The organism is Raineyella sp. (assembly GCF_034933565.1).
In the GTDB taxonomy this organism is placed as follows: domain Bacteria; phylum Actinomycetota; class Actinomycetes; order Propionibacteriales; family Propionibacteriaceae; genus Raineyella.
In genome coordinates this window covers 46028-68113 of record NZ_JAYFNG010000019.1, presented here as the reverse complement: position 1 = coordinate 68113, position 22086 = coordinate 46028, and the positions used below count along the sequence as shown (strand labels likewise).

The following is a 22086-nucleotide window of genomic DNA, read 5'->3' as shown; positions in this document are numbered from 1 at the left end:
GACCATCGGCACCGCGTGATCAAGTACCTCGGGTCCAAGCGCACCCTCGTCCCTGTCCTCGGCCGGCTGGCCGAGGCGGTCGAGGCACGTACGGCCCTCGACCTGTTCACCGGGACGACCCGGGTGGCGCAGGAGTTCTGTCGCCGGGGAGCGTACGTGACGGCGGTGGACATCGCGCGCTACTCCGAGGTCTTCGCCCGGACCTACGTCGAGCCGGACGCTGCGACGGTCGACGTCGCCGCGGTGCAGGCCGCGGTCGACGAGCTCAACGCCCTGCCGGGCACCGACGGGTACGTGACCGAGACGTACTGCCACCGGTCGCGCTACTTCCAGCCGCACAACGGGCGGCGGATCGACGCGATCCGTACGGCGATCGACGAGCGCTGGGCCGGTACGCCGCTGTGGCCGGTGCTGGTGACCAGTCTGCTGGAGGCGGCCGACGCGGTGGACTCGACCGTGGGCCTGCAGATGGCGTACCTGAAGAGATGGTCGCCCCGGTCGTACCAGGAGCTCCGGCTGGCGGTGCCGGAGTTCATCCCCGGCACCGGGCGGGCGGTCCGCGCGGACGCGGTGGCGGTCGCCGGGGCGCTGCCGCCGGTGGACCTGGCCTACCTCGACCCGCCGTACAACCAGCACCGCTACTACACGAACTACCACATCTGGGAGACCCTGGTGCGCTGGGACGAGCCGGAGGTGTACGGGGTGGCGTGCAAGCGGGTCGACTGTCGCGACGATGCGACCAAGAGCCCGTTCAACGGCCGCCGGACGATGTCCTCGGCGCTCGCCTCGGTGATCGGTGACCTGCGGGCCGAGGTGGTCGCCGTGTCGATCAGTGACGAGTCCTTCGTCAGCCGCGCCGAGGTCGAGCGGATGTGTCGCGACCGGGCCGAGCACGTGGCGGTCCTCGCCTTCGACGCACGGCGCCACATCGGCTCGGTGATCGGGGTGTACGACGGGAAGGGCCGCAAGGTCGGCCGGCCCGGGGCGCGCTCGACCACCGAGTACATCGTGCTCGCCGGGGACCGCGAGCGGCTGGCGGCGATCGAGGCCGCGCAGCACGAGGGTCAGCGCAGCGAGAGCAGCATCGTCTCGCCGTGACCGCCGGCCCCGACCGTACGGAACCCGGCCTCGAAGAACAGCCGCACCGCCGGGGAGAAGGCATCCACCGACACGCTCAGCCCGGGCAGCCGGCGGGCCTGCGCCTCGAGGACCAACGAGCCGAGCAGCGTACGCCCGATGCCCCGGCCACGGAACCCGTCACGGACCCACAGCCGGACCTCCGGGGCCTCGGCGCTGACGAAGCCGGGCCCCGGGGCGTCGGCGGGGGAGAAGACCGTCCAGACCAGGCCGACCGGCCGACCGGCCAGCTCGGCGACAACGCCGAACGGGCGGCGCGGCGCCACCTCCTCGGCGGCCGCGCCCTCCGCGGCGAAGTCCACCGGACAGCGCGACAGGGCCGGGTCGCCACGCAGCTGCTCGAGGCCCGCCGCCGGCTGCGCCGGGTCCGCGTCGGCGATCCCGAGCAGGGCCTCCTCGACCAGCGCGGCGTCCTCGGGCCCGGCCCAGCGAAGCTCCATGGCGGCAGCCTAGCGGGCTCCGCGGCGTGCACCCCGGACCTTCGCAGGGCCGGGAAGCAGGGGGATAGGGTGATCCGCATGAGCGAGGAGCACGAGGTCCTGACGTATCCCGGTTTCGGCGTCGCCGTCCGGGAGGTCGCCCAGATGATCGTCGACGACGGGTTCGTCCCCGACATCATCATGTGCATCGCCCGGGGTGGGCTGCCCTTCGGTGGTGCGCTCGGCTACGCCCTCGACATCAAGCAGATCACCGAGATGAACGTCGAGTTCTACACCGGGATCAACGACCGTCTCCCGGCACCCGTCCTGCTCCCCCCGAGCCCGCAGCCGCACGATCTGCGCGGCCTGAAGGTGCTGATCGCCGACGACGTCTCCGACACCGGCACCACACTGAAGTTCACCCAGGACTTCCTGCTCCAGCACGCCGCCGAGACGCGGACCGCGGTCATCTTCGAGAAGCCGCACACCCGCTTGCACGCGGACTATGTCTGGCGCTACACCGACCGCTGGATCGATTTCCCGTGGTCGACGCTGCCGCCCATCACCGAGCCCAGCGTGCCGCGGCCGGAGGGCGTCGGCGCTGAGGATGCGGAGGCTCTCCGGGCCGACCCGGTCTGAGCCGGGCCGATCCGTGACGTGACCCGGTCGGGGACCTGACCCGGGCAGGCCGCGGTGGAGGGCGCGTGCCCACGACGACGTACCCCCGGTCAGGGTCCCCCAAAGGGATCCTGACCGGGGGTCGACTCGTCCGGGCGACCGTCAGGGCGCGTCCGGGCCGTCAGAGAGCGGCGATGATGTCCTGCACCCGCTCCTTGGCATCGCCGAACAGCATCTCGGAGTTGTCGCGGAAGAACAGCGGGTTCTGCACGCCGGCGTAGCCGGGGTTCATCGACCGCTTGAAGACCACCACTTCCTTGGCCTTCCACACCTCCAGCACCGGCATGCCGGCGATCGGGGAGTCCGGCTCGTCGAGGGCCGCGGGGTTGACGGTGTCGTTGGCGCCGATCACCAGCACCACGTCGGTGTCGTCGAAGTCCTCGTTGATCTCGTCCATCTCCAGCACGATGTCGTACGGCACCTTGGCCTCGGCGAGCAGCACGTTCATGTGGCCGGGCAGCCGGCCGGCCACCGGGTGGATGCCGAACCGCACCTGCACGCCGCGGTCACGCAGCTTCTGGGCCAGGTCGGCGACCGGGTACTGCGCCTGGGCGACGGCCATGCCGTAGCCCGGGGTGATCACCACGGACTTCGCGTCGGTCAGTTCCCGGGCCACGTCGGCGGCGGTGGTCTCGTGGTAGTCGCCGTACTCCCGGGCCTGTCCGCTCGACGTCGTCGTGCCCTCGCCGAACCCGCCGAGGATCACCGAGACGAACGAGCGGTTCATCGCCTGGCACATCAGGTACGACAGGATCGCACCGGAGGAGCCGACCAGGGCACCGGTGACGATCAGCAGGTCGTTGCCCAGCATGAAGCCGGCGGCGGCCGCGGCCCATCCGGAGTAGGAGTTGAGCATCGAGACCACGACCGGCATGTCGCCGCCACCGATCGAGGCGACCATGTGCCAGCCGAGGGCCAGGCCGAGCACCGTCATCAGCGCCAGCGGCAGCAGGCCCGGCACCAGGACGAACCACACGCCGAGGGCCACACAGACCACGACGATCGCCAGGTTGACCATGTTGCGCCCGGGGATCATCAGCGGCTTGGACGTCAGGCGCCCGCTCAGCTTGCCGAACGCCACCAGCGACCCGGTGAGGGTGTAGGCGCCGATCAGCACGCCGGCGAAGACCTCGATCAGGTGGGCGACGCCACCCTCGGTCCCGGCGGCCAGGAAGGAGTTGAAGCCGACCAGGACAGCGGCCAGGCCGACGAAGGAGTGCAGCATCGCGATCAGCTGCGGCATGCCGGTCATCTCGACCGTACGGGCCCGCCAGGTGCCGATCACGGCACCGATCAGCATGGCCGAGCCGATCAGCAGCGAGGTGACCCAGAAGCCGCGGGGCGCGGTGGTCACCGCCTCGGTGATCACCCCGCCGACGGCGATGAACATGCCGAGCATGCCGGCGACGTTGCCCATCCGGGCGGTCTCGTGCCTGGACAGACCGGCCAGGGCGAGGATGAACAGGACGGCCGCGATGATGTAGGCGGCCGGCACCATGGAGGTGAGGTGCATCGTCGCTCAGCCCTTCCGGAACATGGCGAGCATCCGGTTGGTCACCAGGAAGCCGCCGAAGACGTTGATGGACGCGACGAGGATCGCCACCCAGGACAGCACCATCACCACCGGGTCGGAGTTGCCGACCTGCAGCAGGGCGCCGACCATGATGATGCCCGAGATGGCGTTCGTCTCGGCCATCAGCGGGGTGTGCAGGGCGTGGGTGACGTTGGAGATCACGTAGAAGCCGACGAACACCGCCAGCATCAGCACCATCCAGTGCCCGAGGATCCCCAGCGGCGACGCCCCACCGATCAGGAAGAAGAGCACCATCGCCAGGCCGGCGGCGACCAGGTTGCGGGTCCGCTTGCGCTTCGCGACGGCGGCCGGGTCCTCGGCGGGCACGGCCACCTCGGCCGCCGGCGCCGGGACCGGGGTGGGGGCGGCGGACACCTTGACCGGTGGTGGCGGCCAGGTGACGGCACCCTTGCGGGAGACCGTCATCGACCGGACGACCTCGTCCTCGAAGTCGAGGACCAGCTCGCCGTCCTTGCCGGGGGTGACCAGCTTGAGCAGGTTGACCAGGTTCGTCCCGAACAGCTGGGAGGCCTGTCGGGGCAGCCGGCCGGCGAGGTCGGTCCAGCCGATGATCGTCACGCCGTTGTCGGTGACGACCTTCTCGTCGGCCCGGGTGAGCTCGGTGTTGCCCCCGGTGGACGCGGCCATGTCGACGATGACGCTGCCGGGCCTCATGGCGGCGATCATCTCGGCGGTCAGCAGGATCGGTGCGGCCCTGCCGCGGATCTGCGCGGTGGTGATCACGATGTCGGCGTTGCGCGCCTCTTCGGCGTACATCCGGGCGGCCAGCGCGGCCTGGTCGGCGGACATCTCCTTGGCGTAGCCGTCGGCGGAGACGTTCGTGTCCACGGCGCCGACCTCGACGAAGGCGGCGCCCATCGACTCGATCTGCTCACCGACCTCGGGACGTACGTCGAACGCCCGCACCTGGGCGCCCATCGAGCCGGCGATGCCGATCGCGGCCAGGCCGGCGACCCCGGCACCGGCGACGAACACCTTCGCCGGCGGCACCTTGCCGGCGGCGGTCACCTGTCCGGTGAACATCCCGCCGTACGCCTCGGCCGCCTCGATCACCGCCCGGTAGCCCGCGATGTTGGCCATCGACGACAGTACGTCGAGGGCCTGGGCCCGCGAGATGCGCGGCACGGCGTCCAGGGACAGGGCGCTGATCCCGGCGTCGGCGTAGCGTTCGGCCACCTCGGGATGCAGGGCAGGGGAGAGCATCGACACCAGCGTGGCACCCGGCCGCATCAGGGCCAGTTCCTCGTCGGTGGGCGGGTTGCAGGTCAGCACGACGTCGGACGCCCAGATCTCCTGGGGCGTCCCGAAGCGGGCGCCGGCGTCCTCGTACGCGGAGTCCGGGAGACTGGCCCGGTGACCGGCTCCTCGCTCCACCACCACGTCGTAACCGAGTTTGAGTAATTGCGGGACGGTAGACGGAGTCGCGGCCACCCGGGTCTCGGATGGTGAGGACTCCCTTGGCACTCCGATTTGCACCGTGGACCTCCTTCAGCACTACGAAGCGTAGTGGAACCGATCGGTGTCTGCGAAACCCGGCCCGTCGCCCGCCCGGTGGCTGCGCTCGCCCTGCAGCACCACCACCGACCAGGGGCCGGCCACGTACGTCCCCTCGCCGATCACGGTGGCCTCGGCCGGGGCCCAGCAGTTGAAGTGGTGCTCCGCCCACGGCGCCGTGTCGATGATCCGCTTCCAGCTCCCGTCCGTCCCGGGCACCCGGAACTCCTGGCGGTGATCGTTCATGTTGATCATCACCAGGTAGGTGTGGCCGCCCACCGGGGAGCCGTCGATGGCCAGCGACACCGCCCGGTCGCCGGGCGCCGGCCAGTCCTGCAGGTCGGGGCGCCGGAACAGGTAGGTGACGTCGCCACTGTCGAAGACCAGGCCGCCCCAGTTGCGTTGCCGCAGGCCGGGGTCGCGCTGCCGGATCCGTGTGACGTGGGCGGCGAAGACGAACAGCGGGTTGGTCCCCTCGGGGGCGACCGTCTGTCCGACGACGTCGTGGTAGGCGAACGCCGCCGGATTGCGGGGGTCGACCGGCAGCCGGGTGGGCACGTGGGACGCCGTCTGGGCCCAGTTGTTCCACATCCCGACGGTGTTGAGCGCCCACGGATTGTTGTTGCCGTTCTGGGTGCGGCCGTACTCGTCGCCGGAGACGACCATCGGCACCCCGCGGGAGAAGAACAGCAACACCCAGAAGTTGCGCCACCGGGCCCGGCGCAGGCCGGGGTCACCGCCGGAGTCCCAGGAGTCGTTGGCGTCGGTGCCGCCGTCGGAGGGGCCGAAGGGGTACGGCTGGTCGTTCTGCTTGGTGTTGTAGGAGACCAGGTCCATCAAGGTGAACCCGTCATGGGCGGTGACGAAGTTGATCGAGCGCTGTGGCCCGCCCTGGTCGGCGAAGTGGTGGTAATCGCCGTTGACCATCGCCGAGAAAGTCTGCACATCGCCGTCGCCCTTCGCGTAGCGGCGGACGGCGTCGCGGTAGCGGCCGTTCCACTCGGCCCAGCCGGGCGGGAAGTTGCCCACCTCGTAGCCCCACAGGTCCCAGGCTTCGGCGATCACCTCCACCTGCTTGTCCTCGCCGAGCCGGGCGATCGCCTCCAGCAGCGGGTGCTGCGGGAAGAACCGCCGCTGGTCGGCCCAGTCGTCGGGACGCCAGGCCAGTGGCGTACGGCCCAGCACCGGGGCCAGGTCGAAGCGGAACCCGTCCACTCCCATCACATCGGTCCAGTAGGTGAGTGAGTCGATCACCAGGTCGCACGCCGCACCGGAGGAGTAGTCCACCTGGTTGGCGGTCCCGGTCGCGCCGTCCACCGGGATGTGGCCGGCGGTCATCACGTAGTACTCCCCGGCGGCGAAGCCGCCGAGGCTGGTGTAGCCGGTGGTGGCCGGATCACCGTGCCAGGCGCCGCCCTCGGCGGTGTGGTTGTGGACGACGTCGATGTAGACCTCCAGCCCGGCGTCGTGGAAGGCGCGGATCATCTCCTTGAACTCCCGGGTCGGGCCACCGGGGCTCTTGTCGGCGCTGTAGTCCCGGTTGGGGGCGAAGAAGGCCATCGTCATGTAGCCCCAGTGGTTGTGCCCGCCCTGGGAGTCGCCGACGTCATCGGAGTCGGTCTGCTGGACGGGCAGCAACTCGAGGGTGGTGAACCCCAGGCCTTTCAGGTAGGGGGCCATCAGCCCGGCGGCGCGGAAGGTGCCCCGCAGCGCGTCGGGGATGTCCACGACGTCCTCGAACCCGGGCATGTCGTCCAGCAGTTCACCGAGCCGGGCCGACGACGGGTGCATCGTGAGGTTCTTCACGTGCGCCTCGTACACCGCCGCCTTGTGGGCCGGCAACCGCGGCCGGTGCCCGTAGCCGGTGTCATCGACGACCACCACCCCCTTGGGGGCCCACAGGCCGGTGTCGGCCTCGCGGCGCGGGCGACCGTGGTAGTCGTCGCCGCCGGTGCCCCAGAATCCGCCGTCGCCGCCGCGGTCCCGCAGTGCCGGGTCCATCGGGGCGTGGGTCACCTCCCGGGCGTACGGGTCGAAGAGCACCTTGTTCGGATTGAACCGGTTGCCGTCCGGGTCGATGTCGCTGCGGAACCCGACCCCGCTGCCCGGGGTCCAGGCGGGGTCGTACGGCCAGTTGCGGCCCCAGCAGCGGAAGGCGTAGAGCGCCCCGTGGCCCAGGCCCGCGACCCGGCCCCGCCAGACGCCGTCGGCGCCGCGGGCCAGGCCGACCGACTCTTCGGCCGGGTGGCCGAGTGCGGCGGCGTAGCGCTCGAGGACGACGCGGGTGGCCGCGGGGGCGTACACGGCCACGGTGGTCAGGCCCGTCGCCGGGTCGACCGACGCGCCCAGCGGCCAGTCCGCGCCGGCCCACTGGTCCCGGTCGACGGCATGCATCACGGTCATGGCAACCACGGTGCCATCCCGGCCGCCGGCGCATGGCCCGTTCCCGCCCGGCCTGTCGGTTCCCCGCCGGATACGGGCCTCTTCTGCGGGGGACCCTTTCCTGTACGGGGTGTTCTTCTGCACCGATCCCTGTGCGAACGGAGCCCCTGTGCGAACGGAGCCCCTGTTCGCACGGAGCTCTGATCCGCGCAGGACCCCTGGTCCGTGCGGGCGGCTCTTGACCGGGCCCTCCTAGAGTGGGCGTCATGGGCAAGAACATGAAGTTCCGCAGCGCTGAGGACGTCAACTCCGCGCTGGTCGCTGCCAGCGGCATCCTGGGCGGCTACATCACAGCGCGGGAGAGCGGCGTCCGTTCCCTCGGCACCGTCCCGCTCGTCGCCGGCGCCGTCTGGGCGGGCCGGACCTGGCTCGCCAAGGGGGGCCCGCTGACCGCCGGCGCGCTCGGCGCGCTGTACCTGGGCGCCTTCGGGGTCTCGCATCCGCTGGCCAAGAAGATCGGCACCTGGCCGAGTGTCTTCGCCGTCACCGGGGCCGTCGCCCTCGCCTCGTACCTGGCCGTCGACCGGCAGTGACGGGCGACTCGCTGCCGCGTGACCCGCTGATCGCTGTCCCGCTGATCGGTATCTCGGTGATCGGTGCTGACGCTGACGGTGCTGGCCGGCACTGAGCGGCCCGGCGGGACACCGTACCGTCCGGGCTGATTCACCGACCTGACGCCGCGTGGTGCTAACCTCGGCCGGGCCGCCGGGACCCCTCCCGGCCGGGGGGAGATGACGGGTGAGCAAGGACGTGGGCGGATCGTACGGTCGGCGACGGGCCGCGACGCGGAGCCAGGGCGTGACACGGATCGTGGCGGCCCTGACAACGGTGGCGCTGGCCACGGCGGCACTCACCGCGTGTGCGCCGGCCAGCGGCGTGCAGGGGGGACGGTCGGCGGCGAGCCCGACCCCCGCCCCGACACCCACGCCGGTGCCCACCGAGCTGCGCCCGGGGACCAACCACTCCTACGCCGCGGATGCGTACGCCCATTCCGCGGCCGAGGTGCACGCCTGGCTGGTCGACGGTGACCGCGCGCCGCACTACCCCGAGCAGCGGGTCGCCTTCCTCACCTTCGACGACGGGCCCAGCAGCACCACCACGCCGAAGGACCTCGACATCCTGAAGGCGGAGGGGGTGCCGGCCACCTTCTTCTACATCACCGGCGACAAGGCCCTGGCCAAGGTCGATCCCGCGGTCCCGCGGCGCGCGATGGCGGAGGGCCATGCCGTCTGCGTGCACAGCAGGTCGCACAACTACCACGAGCTCTATCCGGGGCGCCGGGCCGATGCCGAACACATCGTCGCCGACCACGACCGGGCGATCGCCGACCTGCGCGGCGTCTTCGGCGACGGGTACGCCGCCGGCTGCTACCGCTACCCGGGCGGCCACATGTCGTGGCGCGGGATGGCGCCGGCCGACGCCGCCCTGGCCGACCGGGGCGTGCACTGGATCGACTGGAACACAATGACCGGCGACGCCGAGCCGGCGCAACGCGCCCCCCACACCGCCGGCCAGGCCGCGCGGATGGTGCCCGCCGGACTGGCGGCCGCCGGTGACCCGCGGGTCGCCGTGGTGCTGATGCACGACGCGGAGGGGATGACCCTGTCGACCGACGCGCTGCGGACGGTGATCCACGACCTGCGCGACAAGGGCTACACGTTCGGCGTGATCGCCTAGCGCACCCCGGCGTGGCCTCGTGGTCTGAGCGGCCGCGTTCGTACGCGACCTTTACCGGGCAACCCGCGCTCGTATGCCCCGGACCATGGCGACCCGCGCTCAGGCGCAGCTGACGCCGGTGGAGTGGATCGGGCAGTAGCCGTCCGGGTTCTTGATCAGATACTGCTGGTGATACTCCTCGGCGTACCAGAACGCCGGTTCGCCGGTCGCCTCGTCGAGCCGGGTGATCTCGGTGGTGATGGCCCCGTAGCCCGCCTTCGCATACGCCGCGGCGTACGCGGCGAGCTGGCGGCGGGCGATCTCCTCCTGGGCCGCCGAGACCGGGAAGAGCGCCGAGCGGTACTGGGTGCCGACGTCGTTGCCCTGCCGGTAGCCCTGGGTCGGGTCGTGCGCCTCGAAGAACTGCCGTACCAGCGCTTCGTACGTGACCCGGGCCGGGTCGTACGTCACCCGGACGGTCTCGGCGTGACCGGTGCGCCCGGTGCAGACCTCCTCGTAGGTCGGGTTGGGGGTGAAGCCGCCCTGGTAGCCGACCGCGGTGTTGGTCACCCCGTCGGTGTTCCAGAACATCTTCTCCTCCCCCCAGAAGCAGCCGAGCGCGAAGCAGGCCGCCTCCGAGCCCTCCGGGGTCGCGTCGTCGGGCACCCCGAAGACGAGGTTCGCCGGCGCGGGGGTGGGCAGGATCCGGTGCGTACGCCCGGGCAGTGCCTGCTCCCGGGTGACCATGATCGGGGCCGGACGCTGGAAGAAGAACATGCCCCGAGGGTAGGCGCCGGGCACCACACGGACCAGCACCCGGGGTGGCCGGGCGCTCGGTGCGGTGCGGTGCGTGCGGTGCGGTGCGTGCGGTGTACTGCGGTGAAGTTCTGCGGCGGCACCGCGTCCGGGGTCCGGTGATGTCACCGTGGGGACCGGCCGGTGGGGATCGGCGTCACGCCCCGGGCTCGACGATGTTCCACGATCCTCACCGGGATTGAGGAGGCCGCCGGTCGTGAGGGGATCGGCGTCACGCCCCGGGCTCGACGATGTTCCCGTCCTGGGGGATGCCCCCAGGGGCATCGAGGGGAGTCGCTACGATCCTGGCATGGAGCTCACTCCCAACCTTGTCCCGCTCGCCCGGCTGGTCGGCACCTGGGCCGGCGAAGGCGTCGGGGAATACCCGACCGTCGCGTCGTTCCCGTACCACGAGGAGATCACCTTCGCCTTCGTCGGCAAGCCGTTCCTCGTCTACACCCAGCGCACCCGCTCCGCCGATGGCCGGCCCCTGCACATGGAGACCGGCTACCTGCGCCACACCGGTGACGGGCACGTCGAGTTCGTCCTCGCCCTGCCGACCGGTCAGGTCGAGCTGGCCGAGGGCACACTGCGGTCGGACGATGACGGACTCTCGCTGGAGCTGGACGCGCGGGTCTGGTCGACCTCGACCGCCAAGGACGTCTCGGCGTCGAAGCGTACGTACCGGATCGTGGGCGACACCCTCGACACGGTCCTCGACATGGAGGCCGTGGGGCAGCCGATGGCCCGCCACCTCGCGTCCCGCCTGGTGCGCCAGGCCTGAGCCGCGTCGAGCCGGGTGCCGTGCCGGGGTTGACGACCTGGCTGATCGGGTCGAACCCGGGCGGGGTGCCGGTCCGACGTCATGCCGGGATGGCCGTAGCCGCTGCGATATCCGTCAGCCGCCGCGCTTTCATTTCGCTGCGGCCCGCTGGCAAGCCGCGGCGAAATGAGAGCGCGGCGGCTTTGTGGGATCGAAGCGGTTGGGGGCGGGGCGGCTGGGATCGAAGCGGCTGGGGTCCGGCGACGTCCGTGGCCCCGGGCGAGCCCGACGTCCGTGGGCCCCGGCGCCCCCGACCGGCGAGCCCGACCGTATATCCCGGCCGATCAGGCCCGGTGGCGCAGGTCCCAGTCGACCGGCTGACCGCCCTGTTCCACCAGCAGGGCGTTGGCCCGGCTGAACGGCCGGGAACCGAAGAACCCGTTGCGCGCGCTGAGCGGCGAGGGGTGGGCGCTCTCGATCACCGGCACCGGGGCCAGCATCGACGCCAGGTTGCGGGCATCGCGGCCCCACAGGATCGCCACCAGCGGGCCGCCGCGCCGGGCCAGGGCACGGATCGCCGTCTCGGTGACCTCCTCCCACCCCTTGCCGCGATGCGAGGCGGGCTTGCCGGGCTGGACGGTGAGGCACCTGTTGAGCAGCAGCACGCCCTGCTCGAACCAGCCGGTGAGGTCACCGTTCGGCGCGGGCTCGATGCCCAGGTCACTGTGCAGCTCGGCGTAGATGTTGCGCAGGCTGGCCGGCAGCGGCTGCACGTCCGGCGCGACGGAGAAGCTCAGCCCCACCGGGTGGCCCGGCGTGGGGTACGGATCCTGGCCGACGATCAGCACCCGGACATCGGCCATCGGCCGGCTGAACGCCCGCAGCACCCGGTCACCGGCCGGCAGGTAGCCACGTCCCGCGGCCAGCTCGGCGCGCAGGAAGTCACCCATCCGGGTCACGACCGGCTCCACCGGGGCCAGCACCTCGGCCCAGTCCGGCGCCACCAGGTCGTGCAGGGGCAAGCGGCTCATCGTACGGTCTCCTTCGCAGGGTCGGCCGGCGTCCGGCGCGGCATCCGCGCGGAGGCGAGCGCAGCCAGGCCCATCAGCAGGGTAGCCGTCACGTACGCGTACCGGATGCCGACCCGGTCGGCAATGATGCCGGCGAGGATCGGGCCGAGGATCTGTCCGGTGTCGGCGGCCATCGAGAACACCGCGACCGGCGTGCCCGAGCGGGGCCCGGCGATGTCGCCGACGGTCGCCGCGGGGGCGGTGCCCATCAGCGACACGGCCAGGGCGTACACGCACAGCACGCCGATCAGGCTCCAGATGTCCGGGACGAACGCGACCGCCAGCATCGCGGCGCCCCCGACCAGGCTGCCGATGATCATCGCGGGCCGGCGGCCCACCCGGTCGACGAACAGCCCGGCCGGTCGCAGCGCGATGGTCTGCACCACCGATGCGATCGCGATCGCCAGACCGGTCCAGACCGGGTCACGGTGCAGCACCTCGACGACCAGCACGGGGGTGAGCGAGCTGCGGATGCCGTACGAGGCCCAGCCGTTGGCGAAGTTGCAGGCCAGCGCGGCCTGATAGCGGGAGTCGGCGAGGAAGCTCCGCAAGCGGCGGGCCGGCTGCGCCGGTGCCGGGCGCTCGGCGTCGGCGGTCACCGCCCGGGTGCCGCCCAGTCGGACCAGCCCGACGGCCGCGGCCGCGACCAGGGTGATGGCGTAGAAGAAGAACGGCGCCCGGATCGAGACCGCCGCGAGCAGCCCGCCGACCGCCGGGCCGGTCATGTTGCCGATCAGGAAGCCGGTCTGGAACGTCCCGGTGGCCCGGCCACGGTGCGAGTCCGGCACCGACCGGATCAGCAGGGTCATCGCCGAGACACTGAACATCGACGACCCGATGCCCCCGGCGGCCCGGAAGACGAGCAGCTGCCCGTACGTGTGGGCCAGCCCCATGGCCGCGCTGGAGGCCGCGACGATGAGGATCCCGAGGGTGAGGACGACCCGCTCGCCGGACCGGTCGATCAGTGGCCCGGTCAGTGGGCTGGTGACCAGTCGCATCACGGCGAACGCGGAGATGACCAGTCCGGTCTCGAGCTGGCCCACCCCGAACGACCGGGCGAAGACCGGCAGCACCGGGATGACGACGCCGAAGCCGACGGCCACGAAGAAGGAGATGACCCCGAGCACGTACACGTCTGCCGGGAGGCGGTCGGCGCGGGGGCGCCGGGGGAGTGCGGGACGGATCACCGGGGGCAGTCTAGTGCGCAGCGGGGCCCGGGTAGCTGCTGCGGGATGGCGCTTCGGGCCGCCGCGCAGGATGGCAGCCCGGCCGCCGCGCCGCAGTGCGCATCGGGCCGCTGCGCAGGACAGGGGAGTCCGGCCGCCGCGCGGCTCGGCGCCGCTCCCGTCATGGCGGAGTGGGCCGGCCGGGATGCCGGTAGGTTTGGGAGTGCCACACCCAGCGACGTTCCAGGAGTGACCGCGTGGATCACAACACCGATCGGGGGGCCGCTGCCGAGCCTCCGGAGCCCACCGCCGCAGCCGGCGTGCCCGCACCGGCCCCGTCCGACCCCGTCCGGCACGGGCCGGCGGAGCCCCAGGCCGGGCAGTCGGGCCCGGCCATGGCTTCGGCGGCGGCATCGGTCCCGGCCGCCTCGGTCCCGGCTCCGGTCCGGGTGGCCGCCTCCTGGACCTGGCGGGTGTTGCTGATCGGCGTCGGGGTCGTCGCCCTGGGCAACGTACTGCGCTACTTCTCGGGTCTCACCGTCCCGCTGGCGGTCGCCATCCTGCTGGCGGCCCTGCTCACCCCGCCGAAGGCCTGGCTGGTGCGCCACGGGGTCGCTCGGGCGGCCGCCGCCGGACTCAGCCTGGTCGTCGGACTGGTGGTCGTCCTGGGCGTGCTGTCCGGGATCATCCTGCAGGTCGCCACCCAGGGGCCCACGCTGGTGAGCTCCTCCCAGGCCGGCATCATGCAGCTCATCGCCTGGTTGAGCAACGGCCCGCTGCAGCTCGCACCCGATCAGGTGCAGGGGGCGATCGGTCACCTGACCGGGCAGATCCCCGACAAGCTGCAGTCCTGGGCGGGGCAGATCCTCGGTGTCGCCGCCGGTGTGGGCTCGTCGGTGGCGAGCTTCTTCGCCGGCGCCTTCACCGCGCTCTTCGCGCTGTTCTTCTTCCTCTACAGCGGCCGGTTCCTCTGGTCCTCGTGCCTGCGGATCGTGCCCAAGCGGGCCCGTCCCGCCATTGACCGTGGCGCCACGCTGGGCTGGAAGGCGCTGATGGACTACGTACGATCCACCGTCGTGGTCGCCGCGGTGGACGCCCTCGGCATCATGATCGGGGCCCTCGCCCTGCAGGTGCCGATGGCGGGCGCGATCGGCGCGCTGACCTTCCTGGCCGCGTTCGTCCCGATCGTCGGTGCCGTCGTCGCCGGCGCGGTGGGCGTCCTGATCGCGCTGGTCACCAAGGGCTGGGTCGCCGCGCTCATCCTGCTCGGTGTGGTGGTGCTGGTGCAGCAGCTCGAGGGCAATGTCCTGCAGCCGTTCCTGATGGGCAAGGCCGTGTCGCTGCATCCGCTCGCGATCCTGCTCGGCATCAGCATCGGTGTCACCCTCGGCGGGATCGCCGGGGCGGTCGTGGCCGTGCCCGTGCTGGCCTTCCTCAAGGCCTTCACCGATTCCGTCGGGGGCCGCGACTGGCTCCACCTGGCACCGGCCGGCGACCTGCGCCTCACCCCTGCCGACGTGGTGGCGAGCAATGCGCTCGGCGGTGGGACCGAGGAGACACTGGCCCTGCAGCTCGACCCGGACCGCCTGACGACCGCCGACCTGGAGCCGCGCCGACGGCGCCGGGTACGGGAGGTCTGACTCCGCACCGGAACCGGACCCTGACCCGGCCCTGATTCGACCCGAGCCGGGGTGGGGTGGGTCAGGGTCCGCTCCTAAGGTTGACGCATGGACACGCCTGACCTGACCCGGATCCTGGCAGACCTCGCCGCCGGCAGGATCGACACCGCAGAGGCAAGTCGCCTGATCGAGGAGCTCCAGGGCGGCACGCCCCCGCAGCCGGAGGGCGCCGGGGCGGATGATCGTACGGCTGGTGCCCCCGACGAGGCCAGCGCGCCCGGGCAGCCGGTCGAGGGCGGCGCGGCCGGACCGGGCACAGGCGGCGCCGCTGCGCCCGAGGCACCCGAGTCCCCCGAGGCCGCGGCAGCCGGGACGGGTGACGCCGGGACCGAGGCAGCCGCCGAGGAGCCGACCGAGGACAGCGGCCCGTCCAGTTCTGAGACCTGGGCCCAGACCGCCAGCGCGGCGCAGGCCGCCGGCGACTATCTGCGCGACGTCTTCCGCAGCGCCCGGCAGGCGGCGGTGAAGGCCGCCGACGCCGCGGCCGGGGCGGCAGGCGGCCATCCCCGGACCGCCGCCGCCACCGGCGGACAGGCCACACCGGGCGGCCAGGCGGGTCGGACGAGCGGCGTCGAGCGGGTCTCGGTGCGGGTCACCGGCAAACGGGTCCGGATCGTCGTCGACCCATCGGTGACCACCTGCCACGTCACCGGGGAGCATGTCCTGCGGCGCAACGCCGACGTGATCGAGATCAGCGCCGAGGGCGACTTCCGGCCACACCTGGGCGGCGTGAAGCTGTTGCCCCCGCCGCGCGGCTTCGACCAGCTGCTGAAGGGCCGCGGTGGCGAACTGCTGATCCGGATGAACCCGGCGCTCCTGCTGGACGTCGAGGTGACCGGTGGCAACCTGCACCTCTCCAATGTGCCGCGGCTCGGCCGGGTCCGGCTCACCGCCGGCGCGGCGACCATCGAGGGCTTCGAGATGGTCGAGGACGCGCTGCTCCAGGCCGCCATCGTGCAGATGAGCGGGACGGTCCGGTCGGGCCGGTCGCGGATCCGCGTCGAATCGGGACAACTGTCGCTGCGGCTGGGCGATGAGTCGAACGTGACCGTCGTCGCCGACGCCCAGCTGGGCCGGGTCAGCTGGTCGGGGCGCCACACCGGCGCCGGGGACCAGGTCGTGATGGGTAACGGGTCCGCCCGGCTCGACGTCGGCGTGGTGATGGGCCACGCCGGGGTCAGGGTCGGCGACGACCCGGAACCGGAGGCCTGAAGCCCGCACGCGACTCAGGGCGTACGCACCGGTGATGACAGGCACCGGGCCGTACGCCCTGAGGACATCGGGGCCCCGACCATGTGGTGGGGCCCCGAGGGTGTCAGTGTGCTTCGATGTTGAGGATGGTCACGCTCGCGGTGGCCCCCGTCGGCGTGTCGAACTCGACCGCCTGGCCGATCCGCGCGCCCAGGACGGCTTGGCCGATCGGGGACTGCGGGCTGTACACGTCGGTCTCGGCCAGCGAGGCGTCGAGCAGCGCGTTCTCGCGCGAACCGAGGAAGAACGACTCGCTGTCGTCCTCGTCCCCGTCCCAGGCCACCGTCACCACTGTGCCGACGCCGACGACGTCCGTGTCCGCCGGGCCCTCGCCGACCTGGGCGGTGCGCAGGATGTGCTCGATCTCGGTGATCTTCGCCTCCTGCTGCCCCTGCTCCTCGCGTGCGGCGTGGTAACCGGCGTTCTCGGAGAGGTCGCCCTCCTCGCGGGCCTGGGCGATCTTCCGGGAGATCGCTTCCCGGTTGCCCTTCAATGCCTCCAGGTCGGCGATGAGCCTGTCATGGGCCGCCTGAGTCAGGAACACGGTGTCAGTAACGTTCTCTGCCATCCACGCAGTCTAGCCCACCCCCCGAAGGGCCCCTGTGGCGCCGTACGGCAGGCGTCGGTGCCCCGGACGGTACGCGCCGGCTACACCAGGTGGCAGCCCTCGACGTACACGGCGTCGGCCCGGCGCACCGTCCGCAGCGTGCCACTGATGGTGACCACCTGCTGGTCCGAGGGCGGGACGTTGACGTCGGCGTCGCCGATGTGCTCGTAGTTCTGGGCCTGGGCGCGTACGGTACACACCGCGGCGCGGCTCGGATCGGTCCGGGCGATCTGGAGGGTGTAGCCGGCGCGCTGGTCGTCGACCACCCAGTGCGCGGTCAGCGTGGCCTCCACCGGCGGGCGTTGCGAGTTGCGGAACGCCACCTGCAGGTACCAGCCCAGGGCGAGGGTGACGGCGACGGCGATGGCGACCCGCAGGAGCGTGGACCGCGCCGCTCCGCCGGGATAGCGCCGGGCGATCCGGTCGATGTCGGCGGGGTCGTCGCTCAGTGCCCGGATCTTCGTAGCTGCCACGGGGCCATTCTGCCTCGCGCCATCGCCCCGGGCCGTCCGCCGGTCCACCCAGGGCGGTCCGCCGGGCGACCCCGTGGTGGGGCCGGCCGGTGCCGGGCCCAAGGGTCGGCGTGTCCCGGTCGTCCTCGCGGTCGGCAGGATGGGTAGCGTCCGTACGGGGTGGGGGCAGCGTCCGTACGGTGCGGTCGGCGTGGCCGGGGCGATCCTCGATCGGCACGGACGGAGCGGCGGGGCCGCATCGGTTGCCCCACCGTGGCAGGATTCACACCGGTGTCCGGGCTGTCACGGGAAGGAGTGGGCGATGAACACGCCGCAAGAGCCTCGCGAGGACCATCCGAGCGTTGGGGGGTGGTCCCCCGCGCTGCGAGTGGACGCCCTCGGCCAACGGCTGCGGTTGCTGCATGTCCATGCCCACCCCGACGACGAATCCAGCAAGGGTGCCGCGACCACCGCGCGGTACGAGGCGGAGGGCGTCGACGTCGTGGTGGTGACCTGCACCGGTGGCGAGCTGGGTGACGTCCTGAACCCGGCGATGGACCGGCCCGAGGTCGTCGCGAACCTGCCCGAGGTCCGGCGCCGCGAGATGGACATGGCCCGCGACATTCTCGGCATCGACCAGATCTGGCTCGGGTACCACGACTCGGGGCTGCCCGAGGGTGACCCGCTGCCGCCGCTGCCGGAGGGGTCCTTCGCGACCCTGGACCCGGCCGAGGCGGCCCATCCACTGGTGAAGATCATCCGCAGGCTGCGCCCGCATGTGGTGACGACGTACGACGAGCGGGGCGGCTACCCGCATCCCGACCACATCCAGACCCATCGGGTGACGATGGAGGCGGTGCGCCAGGCGGCCGACCCGGCGATCGCCCCGGAGCTGGGGCCTGCCTGGCAGGTGCCGAAGGTGTACTACCAGATGACCCTGACCGCCGGGCGCTGGCACGGCCTCAATGAGGCGATGAAGGCCCGCGGCCTCGACGGGGCGTACGACGAACGGCTGGCCCACCACCCGGTGGACGAGGCCTACCAGCGCCGGATCACCACCCGGGTGCCCTGCGCGGACTACTTCGAGGTCCGCAACCGGGCGCTCCTGGCCCATGCCACCCAGATCGACCCGGAGGGGGCCTGGTTCGCCTGCCCGCTGGCGATCGAGAAGGAGGCCTGGCCGACCGAGGACTACGAGCTGGTGATCAACCACACCGACGCCACCGTGCCGGAGGACGACCTGTTCGCGGGCATCGCGATGCCTCGCCCGCCCGTCCGCTAGGGTCGGGGCCATGGTTCTGCTGGAGGTCAACGGTGGTGCGGCGAGCAGTGGGACCGAGGTGCTCGTGATCGGCATCCTCGCCCTCGTCATCGTCGCGATCGGGGTGCTGCTGTTCCGCTCCCTGAAGAAGATCGACGTGCCGTACGCCGCTGACGTGCAGGGGCAGGGCGTGCAAGGCGACAGTGTCGAGGCGGACGAGGCCGGCGGCGACGACACGTCCTCGGCCGCGAGCGAGGACGGACGACCCGGCACCGACCCCGCGGGCGGGCCCGACGTGACACCGGGCCCCGACGACCGTTCCTGAGGCCCGCCGACCCTGCGCGGTGCGCGTCAGCCGGATGTGGGTGAGCGCAGCATCGCCAGCAGGGTGCGGGCATTGCGCACGGCATTTCCCTGCCCGTCGTTGTTGAAGTAGGCCCAGACCCGGTGGCCGTCCGCCTCCCAGGCCCGGATCCGCTCGGCCCAGCGGGCCAGCTCCTCCTCGCCGTACGAACCCGCGTAGAGCCGGTGCGGATCGGGACCGTGGAACCGTACGTAGACCCGATCGCAGGTGACCCGGGGCACGACCGGCAGCTCGGCGCCGCTCATCACCACGTAGGCGGCCCGGTGCCGGGTCAGGATCTCGAACACGTCGTCGACCAGCCACGACGGATGGCGGAGCTCGACCGCGGTCGGCCAGCGGTCCGGCAGCAGCCCGAGGAACCGGTCGAGCCGGTCGTCGTCGCGGGCGTGATCCGGAGCCAGCTGCACCAGCAGCTGCCCGGCCCGGTCGCCGAGCTCCCCCAGCCCGCCGGCGATCCGGTCGATCCACGCCTCCGGCTGTGCCAGACGCTTCGCATGGGTGAGGCCCCGGGGCGCCTTGACCGTCATCGCGAACCCGGCCGGCAGGCGGTCCCGCCAGGCGGCGAAGGTCCGGTCGGGCGGCCAGTGGTAGAAGCTCGCGTTGAGCTCGACGGTGTCGAAGACCGCCGCGTACGCCTCGAGGCGGCGGCCGGCCGGCGTGCCCGGCGGGTAGAGCACCTCGGTCCAGTCGTCGTAGCTCCACCCGGAGGTGCCGATCCGTGCCATCTCGACCTTCCGTCCCGCTCGCGGCCACCCCTGGGTCCGTCCGGGCCCGGCTCAGGCCGCCCTGCGCCCGGCGCAGTCCGCCCCGGCTCAGGCCGCCCCTGGGGCCGGCTCAGGCGAGCCCTCGTCCGGCGTCAGGCCGGCTGTCGTCCGGCGGTCGACTTCCCTGGCCGATACGCCCCAGCGTAACGTGGGGCTGCCACCCAAGTGGTACGAACCAGATGGGAGATTCATGCGACACCTCCTCGATCGGCAACGCCGGGGCCCCGCCGCAGTGGTCCTCGTGACACTGCTGCTCCTGCTCGCCGCGCCGTTCGCCCGGGCTGCGACGCCCGCGCCGAACGCCAGCAACAAGCCGGCCCAGGGCAAGCACTACGTCGTCGGCACCGACACCACCTTCGCGCCCTTCGAGTTCCGCTCCGACAGCGGCGAGATGGTCGGCATCGACATGGACCTGCTCCGTGCCATCGCGAAGGACCAGGGCTTCACCGTGGACATCCGGTCCCTGGGGTTCGACGCCGCGGTGCAGGCGCTGCAGTCCAAGCAGGTGGACGCGGTGATAGCCGGCATGTCCATCACCGACGCCCGCAAGAAGGTCTTCGACTTCTCCAACGCGTACTACGACTCGGGTGTGCAGTTCGCCGCACCGAAGACCTCCTCGGTCACCTCCCTGGCGGACCTGCGCGGCAAGCGGGTCGCGGTGAAGACCGGCACCGCCGGCGCCGACTACGCCGACTCGGTCAAGGCGCAGTACGGCTTCACCACGGTGGCGTTCTCCCAGACCGCCGACATGGTCAACGACGTGACGGCCGGCAGCTCCGCCGCGTACGTCGACGACTATCCGGTGGTGGCCTACTCGATCCAGCAGGGCGCGCCGATGAAGCTGATCGGCGAGAAGGCACCCGCCGGCTCCTACGGCGTGGCCGTCAACAAGGGCACCGACCCGGAGCTGATCGAGGCCTTCGACCAGGGGCTGGCGAACGTCCGGGCCAACGGCCAGTACGACCAGATCCTCGCCAAGTACCTCGGCCAGCAGGGCACGACCCAGCGCGAGGGCTTCTTCGCCTTGCTCGCCAACACCCTCCCGACGCTGCTGAAGGGCCTGGCGATCACCGTCGCCGCTGCCGCGCTGTCCATCGCGATCGCCATGGTGCTCGGCGTCGCGTTCGGCTTCCTCAAGGTCTCCGGCAACCCGGTGCTCAACGGCATCGCCTCGGTGTATGTGTGGATCTTCCGCGGCACCCCGGTGCTGGTCCAGGTGTTCTTCTTCTACTTCGGCATCCCGGCGGTCACCGGGCTGACGCTGACCGCGCTCACCGCCGGTGTGCTCACCCTCAGCCTCAACGCCGGCGCGTACATGACCGAGATCGTCCGCGGCGGCATCCAGGGGGTCGACCAGGGCCAGATGGAGGCCGCCCGCTCGCTCGGCCTGCCGTACATGAAGTCGATGAGCAAGGTGGTGCTGCCACAGGCCATCAAGATCATGACGCCGTCCTTCATCAATCAGTTCATCATCACGCTGAAGGACACCTCACTGCTCGCCGTGATCGGCCTGGCCGAGCTGACCTACATGGGCCAGCAGATCATCGCGCGCAACTTCCGCTCGTTCGAGATGTGGCTGATCATCGGCGTCATCTACTTCATCGTCATCGGGCTGCTCACCCTCGCGTCCAACGCGGTCGACAGGAGGTTCAACAAGTGACCACAGCCCAGCAACCCGACGCCCAGCAACCCGACGCCCAGCAACCGGCCGGTGGAGCAGCTGCCGGCCGCGTCCCGATGGCGCAGCGCCCGGACATCATCGTCGTCACCGACCTGGCGAAATCCTTCGGTGACAACCGGGTCCTGCGCGATGTCGACCTGACCATCAAGGAGGGCGAGGTCGTGGCGATCATCGGCCCCTCGGGGGCGGGCAAATCGACCTTCCTGCGCTGCCTGAACAAGCTGGAGGACGTCACCTCCGGCCACGTCGTCGTCAACGGCCACGACCTGACCTCGAAGGAAACCGACCTCGACGCGGTCCGCCAGGACATCGGCATGGTGTTCCAGCACTTCAACCTCTTCCCGCACATGTCGGTGCTGGAGAACGTGATGCTGGCCCCGGTCGAGCTGCGCCGCGGCCCGAAGGACGAGATCCGCCGCCAGGCGATGGCACTGCTGGCCCGGGTCGGGCTCGAGGAGAAGGCCGACGCCCGTCCCGCCCAGCTGTCCGGCGGCCAGAAGCAGCGGGTCGCGATCGCCCGGGCCCTGGCGATGAAGCCCGAGATCATGCTCTTCGACGAGGCCACCAGCGCGCTCGATCCGGAGATGGTCGGGGAGGTGCTCGAGGTCATCCGTACCCTCGCCGACCAGGGCATGACGATGGTGCTGGTCACCCACGAGATGGGCTTCGCCCGCGAAGTGGCCGACCGGGTCGTGTTCATGGCCGACGGGGTGATCAAGGAGCAGGGCTCGCCGGAGGAGATCTTCGACCGGCCCCAGGACCCCCGTACGCAGGACTTCCTCAGCAAGGTGCTCTGATACGTAGGTCTTCCTG

General features: G+C 71.6%; 21 protein-coding genes. 11 read left to right on the top strand and 10 right to left on the bottom strand.

Annotated features, from left to right (window positions below):
* The first annotated feature begins 15 nt into the window (after nucleotides 1–15).
* The gene (locus VB059_RS06385; RefSeq protein ID WP_323421188.1) at nucleotides 16–1098 is read left to right on the top strand and encodes a DNA adenine methylase; all 1083 of its coding nucleotides are present in this window, start codon (nucleotides 16–18) and stop codon (nucleotides 1096–1098) included.
* Here VB059_RS06385 and VB059_RS06380 read toward each other — a convergent pair.
* A complete protein-coding gene (locus VB059_RS06380; protein ID WP_323421187.1) occupies nucleotides 1065–1577 on the bottom strand; it encodes a GNAT family N-acetyltransferase in 513 nt (170 codons plus the stop codon). The genes VB059_RS06385 and VB059_RS06380 overlap by 34 nt on opposite strands.
* A gap of 78 nt (nucleotides 1578–1655) precedes the next feature.
* Here VB059_RS06380 and VB059_RS06375 point away from each other — a divergent pair, with 78 nt between their 5' ends.
* Nucleotides 1656–2195 carry a phosphoribosyltransferase gene (locus VB059_RS06375; protein ID WP_323421186.1) on the top strand — a complete coding sequence of 180 codons (540 nt, stop codon included), beginning with the start codon at nucleotides 1656–1658 and terminating at the stop codon, nucleotides 2193–2195.
* Nucleotides 2196–2355: 160 nt separating this feature from the next.
* Here VB059_RS06375 and pntB read toward each other — a convergent pair whose 3' ends face one another.
* From pntB to VB059_RS06360, 3 genes are read right to left on the bottom strand one after another with little or no spacing between them, the layout of a single operon-like run.
* Nucleotides 2356–3747 (bottom strand): Re/Si-specific NAD(P)(+) transhydrogenase subunit beta, encoded by a 1392-nt coding sequence (pntB, locus tag VB059_RS06370; RefSeq protein ID WP_323421185.1) that lies wholly within the window; start codon nucleotides 3745–3747, stop codon nucleotides 2356–2358.
* A gap of 6 nt (nucleotides 3748–3753) precedes the next feature.
* Nucleotides 3754–5304 (bottom strand): Re/Si-specific NAD(P)(+) transhydrogenase subunit alpha, encoded by a 1551-nt coding sequence (locus VB059_RS06365; protein WP_323421184.1) that lies wholly within the window; start codon nucleotides 5302–5304, stop codon nucleotides 3754–3756.
* A gap of 18 nt (nucleotides 5305–5322) precedes the next feature.
* A complete protein-coding gene (locus VB059_RS06360) occupies nucleotides 5323–7725 on the bottom strand; it encodes an alpha-amylase family glycosyl hydrolase (RefSeq protein WP_323421183.1) in 2403 nt (800 codons plus the stop codon).
* Between the two features lie 257 nt (nucleotides 7726–7982).
* On the opposite strand from VB059_RS06360, the gene VB059_RS06355 reads away from it, so the two are divergent.
* Nucleotides 7983–8297: a hypothetical protein gene (locus VB059_RS06355; protein WP_323421286.1), complete on the top strand. Its 315-nt coding sequence runs from the start codon at nucleotides 7983–7985 to the stop codon at nucleotides 8295–8297.
* Nucleotides 8298–8562: 265 nt separating this feature from the next.
* Nucleotides 8563–9441: a polysaccharide deacetylase family protein gene (locus VB059_RS06350; protein ID WP_323421182.1), complete on the top strand. Its 879-nt coding sequence runs from the start codon at nucleotides 8563–8565 to the stop codon at nucleotides 9439–9441.
* A 99-nt stretch (nucleotides 9442–9540) separates the two neighbouring features.
* Here the strand turns inward: VB059_RS06350 and msrA are convergent, their stop codons facing one another.
* A complete protein-coding gene (msrA, locus tag VB059_RS06345) occupies nucleotides 9541–10197 on the bottom strand; it encodes a peptide-methionine (S)-S-oxide reductase MsrA (RefSeq protein ID WP_323421181.1) in 657 nt (218 codons plus the stop codon).
* Nucleotides 10198–10525: 328 nt separating this feature from the next.
* Between msrA and VB059_RS06340 the strand changes: the two genes are divergently transcribed.
* Nucleotides 10526–10999, top strand: coding sequence for an FABP family protein (locus tag VB059_RS06340; RefSeq protein WP_323421180.1), 474 nt, complete (start codon nucleotides 10526–10528; stop codon nucleotides 10997–10999).
* 323 nt (nucleotides 11000–11322) lie between these two features.
* Here the strand turns inward: VB059_RS06340 and VB059_RS06335 are convergent, their stop codons facing one another.
* Together VB059_RS06335 and VB059_RS06330 are read right to left on the bottom strand one after the other, a co-directional pair.
* Nucleotides 11323–12009, bottom strand: coding sequence for a uracil-DNA glycosylase (locus tag VB059_RS06335; RefSeq protein ID WP_323421179.1), 687 nt, complete (start codon nucleotides 12007–12009; stop codon nucleotides 11323–11325).
* Nucleotides 12006–13235 carry an MFS transporter gene (locus tag VB059_RS06330; RefSeq protein ID WP_323421178.1) on the bottom strand — a complete coding sequence of 410 codons (1230 nt, stop codon included), beginning with the start codon at nucleotides 13233–13235 and terminating at the stop codon, nucleotides 12006–12008. Before VB059_RS06330 ends, VB059_RS06335 begins: the two co-directional genes overlap by 4 nt.
* Before the next feature lie 236 nt (nucleotides 13236–13471).
* Between VB059_RS06330 and VB059_RS06325 the strand changes: the two genes are divergently transcribed.
* Both VB059_RS06325 and VB059_RS06320 read left to right on the top strand, forming a co-directional pair.
* Nucleotides 13472–14854, top strand: a complete 1383-nt coding sequence (locus tag VB059_RS06325) for an AI-2E family transporter (protein ID WP_323421177.1) — start codon at nucleotides 13472–13474, stop codon at nucleotides 14852–14854.
* Nucleotides 14855–14941: 87 nt separating this feature from the next.
* Entirely contained in the window at nucleotides 14942–16105 is a 1164-nt protein-coding gene (locus tag VB059_RS06320; RefSeq protein ID WP_323421176.1) for a hypothetical protein, read from the top strand.
* 103 nt (nucleotides 16106–16208) lie between these two features.
* Here VB059_RS06320 and greA read toward each other — a convergent pair whose 3' ends face one another.
* The gene (gene greA / locus VB059_RS06315) at nucleotides 16209–16712 is read right to left on the bottom strand and encodes a transcription elongation factor GreA (protein ID WP_323421175.1); all 504 of its coding nucleotides are present in this window, start codon (nucleotides 16710–16712) and stop codon (nucleotides 16209–16211) included.
* Nucleotides 16713–16792: 80 nt separating this feature from the next.
* Nucleotides 16793–17224, bottom strand: coding sequence for a DUF4307 domain-containing protein (locus VB059_RS06310; RefSeq protein WP_323421174.1), 432 nt, complete (start codon nucleotides 17222–17224; stop codon nucleotides 16793–16795).
* Nucleotides 17225–17525: 301 nt separating this feature from the next.
* On the opposite strand from VB059_RS06310, the gene mca reads away from it, so the two are divergent.
* Together mca and VB059_RS06300 are read left to right on the top strand one after the other, a co-directional pair.
* Nucleotides 17526–18485 (top strand): mycothiol conjugate amidase Mca, encoded by a 960-nt coding sequence (gene mca, locus VB059_RS06305; RefSeq protein ID WP_323421173.1) that lies wholly within the window; start codon nucleotides 17526–17528, stop codon nucleotides 18483–18485.
* A gap of 10 nt (nucleotides 18486–18495) precedes the next feature.
* Nucleotides 18496–18789, top strand: a complete 294-nt coding sequence (locus VB059_RS06300; RefSeq protein ID WP_323421172.1) for a hypothetical protein — start codon at nucleotides 18496–18498, stop codon at nucleotides 18787–18789.
* A 26-nt stretch (nucleotides 18790–18815) separates the two neighbouring features.
* On the opposite strand, the gene VB059_RS06295 is transcribed toward VB059_RS06300, so the two are convergent.
* Nucleotides 18816–19553 (bottom strand): DUF72 domain-containing protein, encoded by a 738-nt coding sequence (locus VB059_RS06295; protein ID WP_323421171.1) that lies wholly within the window; start codon nucleotides 19551–19553, stop codon nucleotides 18816–18818.
* A 280-nt stretch (nucleotides 19554–19833) separates the two neighbouring features.
* On the opposite strand from VB059_RS06295, the gene VB059_RS06290 reads away from it, so the two are divergent.
* Both VB059_RS06290 and VB059_RS06285 read left to right on the top strand, forming a co-directional pair.
* Complete coding sequence (locus VB059_RS06290; protein WP_323421170.1) at nucleotides 19834–21252, top strand: ABC transporter substrate-binding protein/permease; 1419 nt, start codon at nucleotides 19834–19836, stop codon at nucleotides 21250–21252.
* Nucleotides 21253–21329: 77 nt separating this feature from the next.
* Nucleotides 21330–22070 carry an amino acid ABC transporter ATP-binding protein gene (locus VB059_RS06285; RefSeq protein WP_323421285.1) on the top strand — a complete coding sequence of 247 codons (741 nt, stop codon included), beginning with the start codon at nucleotides 21330–21332 and terminating at the stop codon, nucleotides 22068–22070.
* Nucleotides 22071–22086 lie beyond the last annotated feature (16 nt).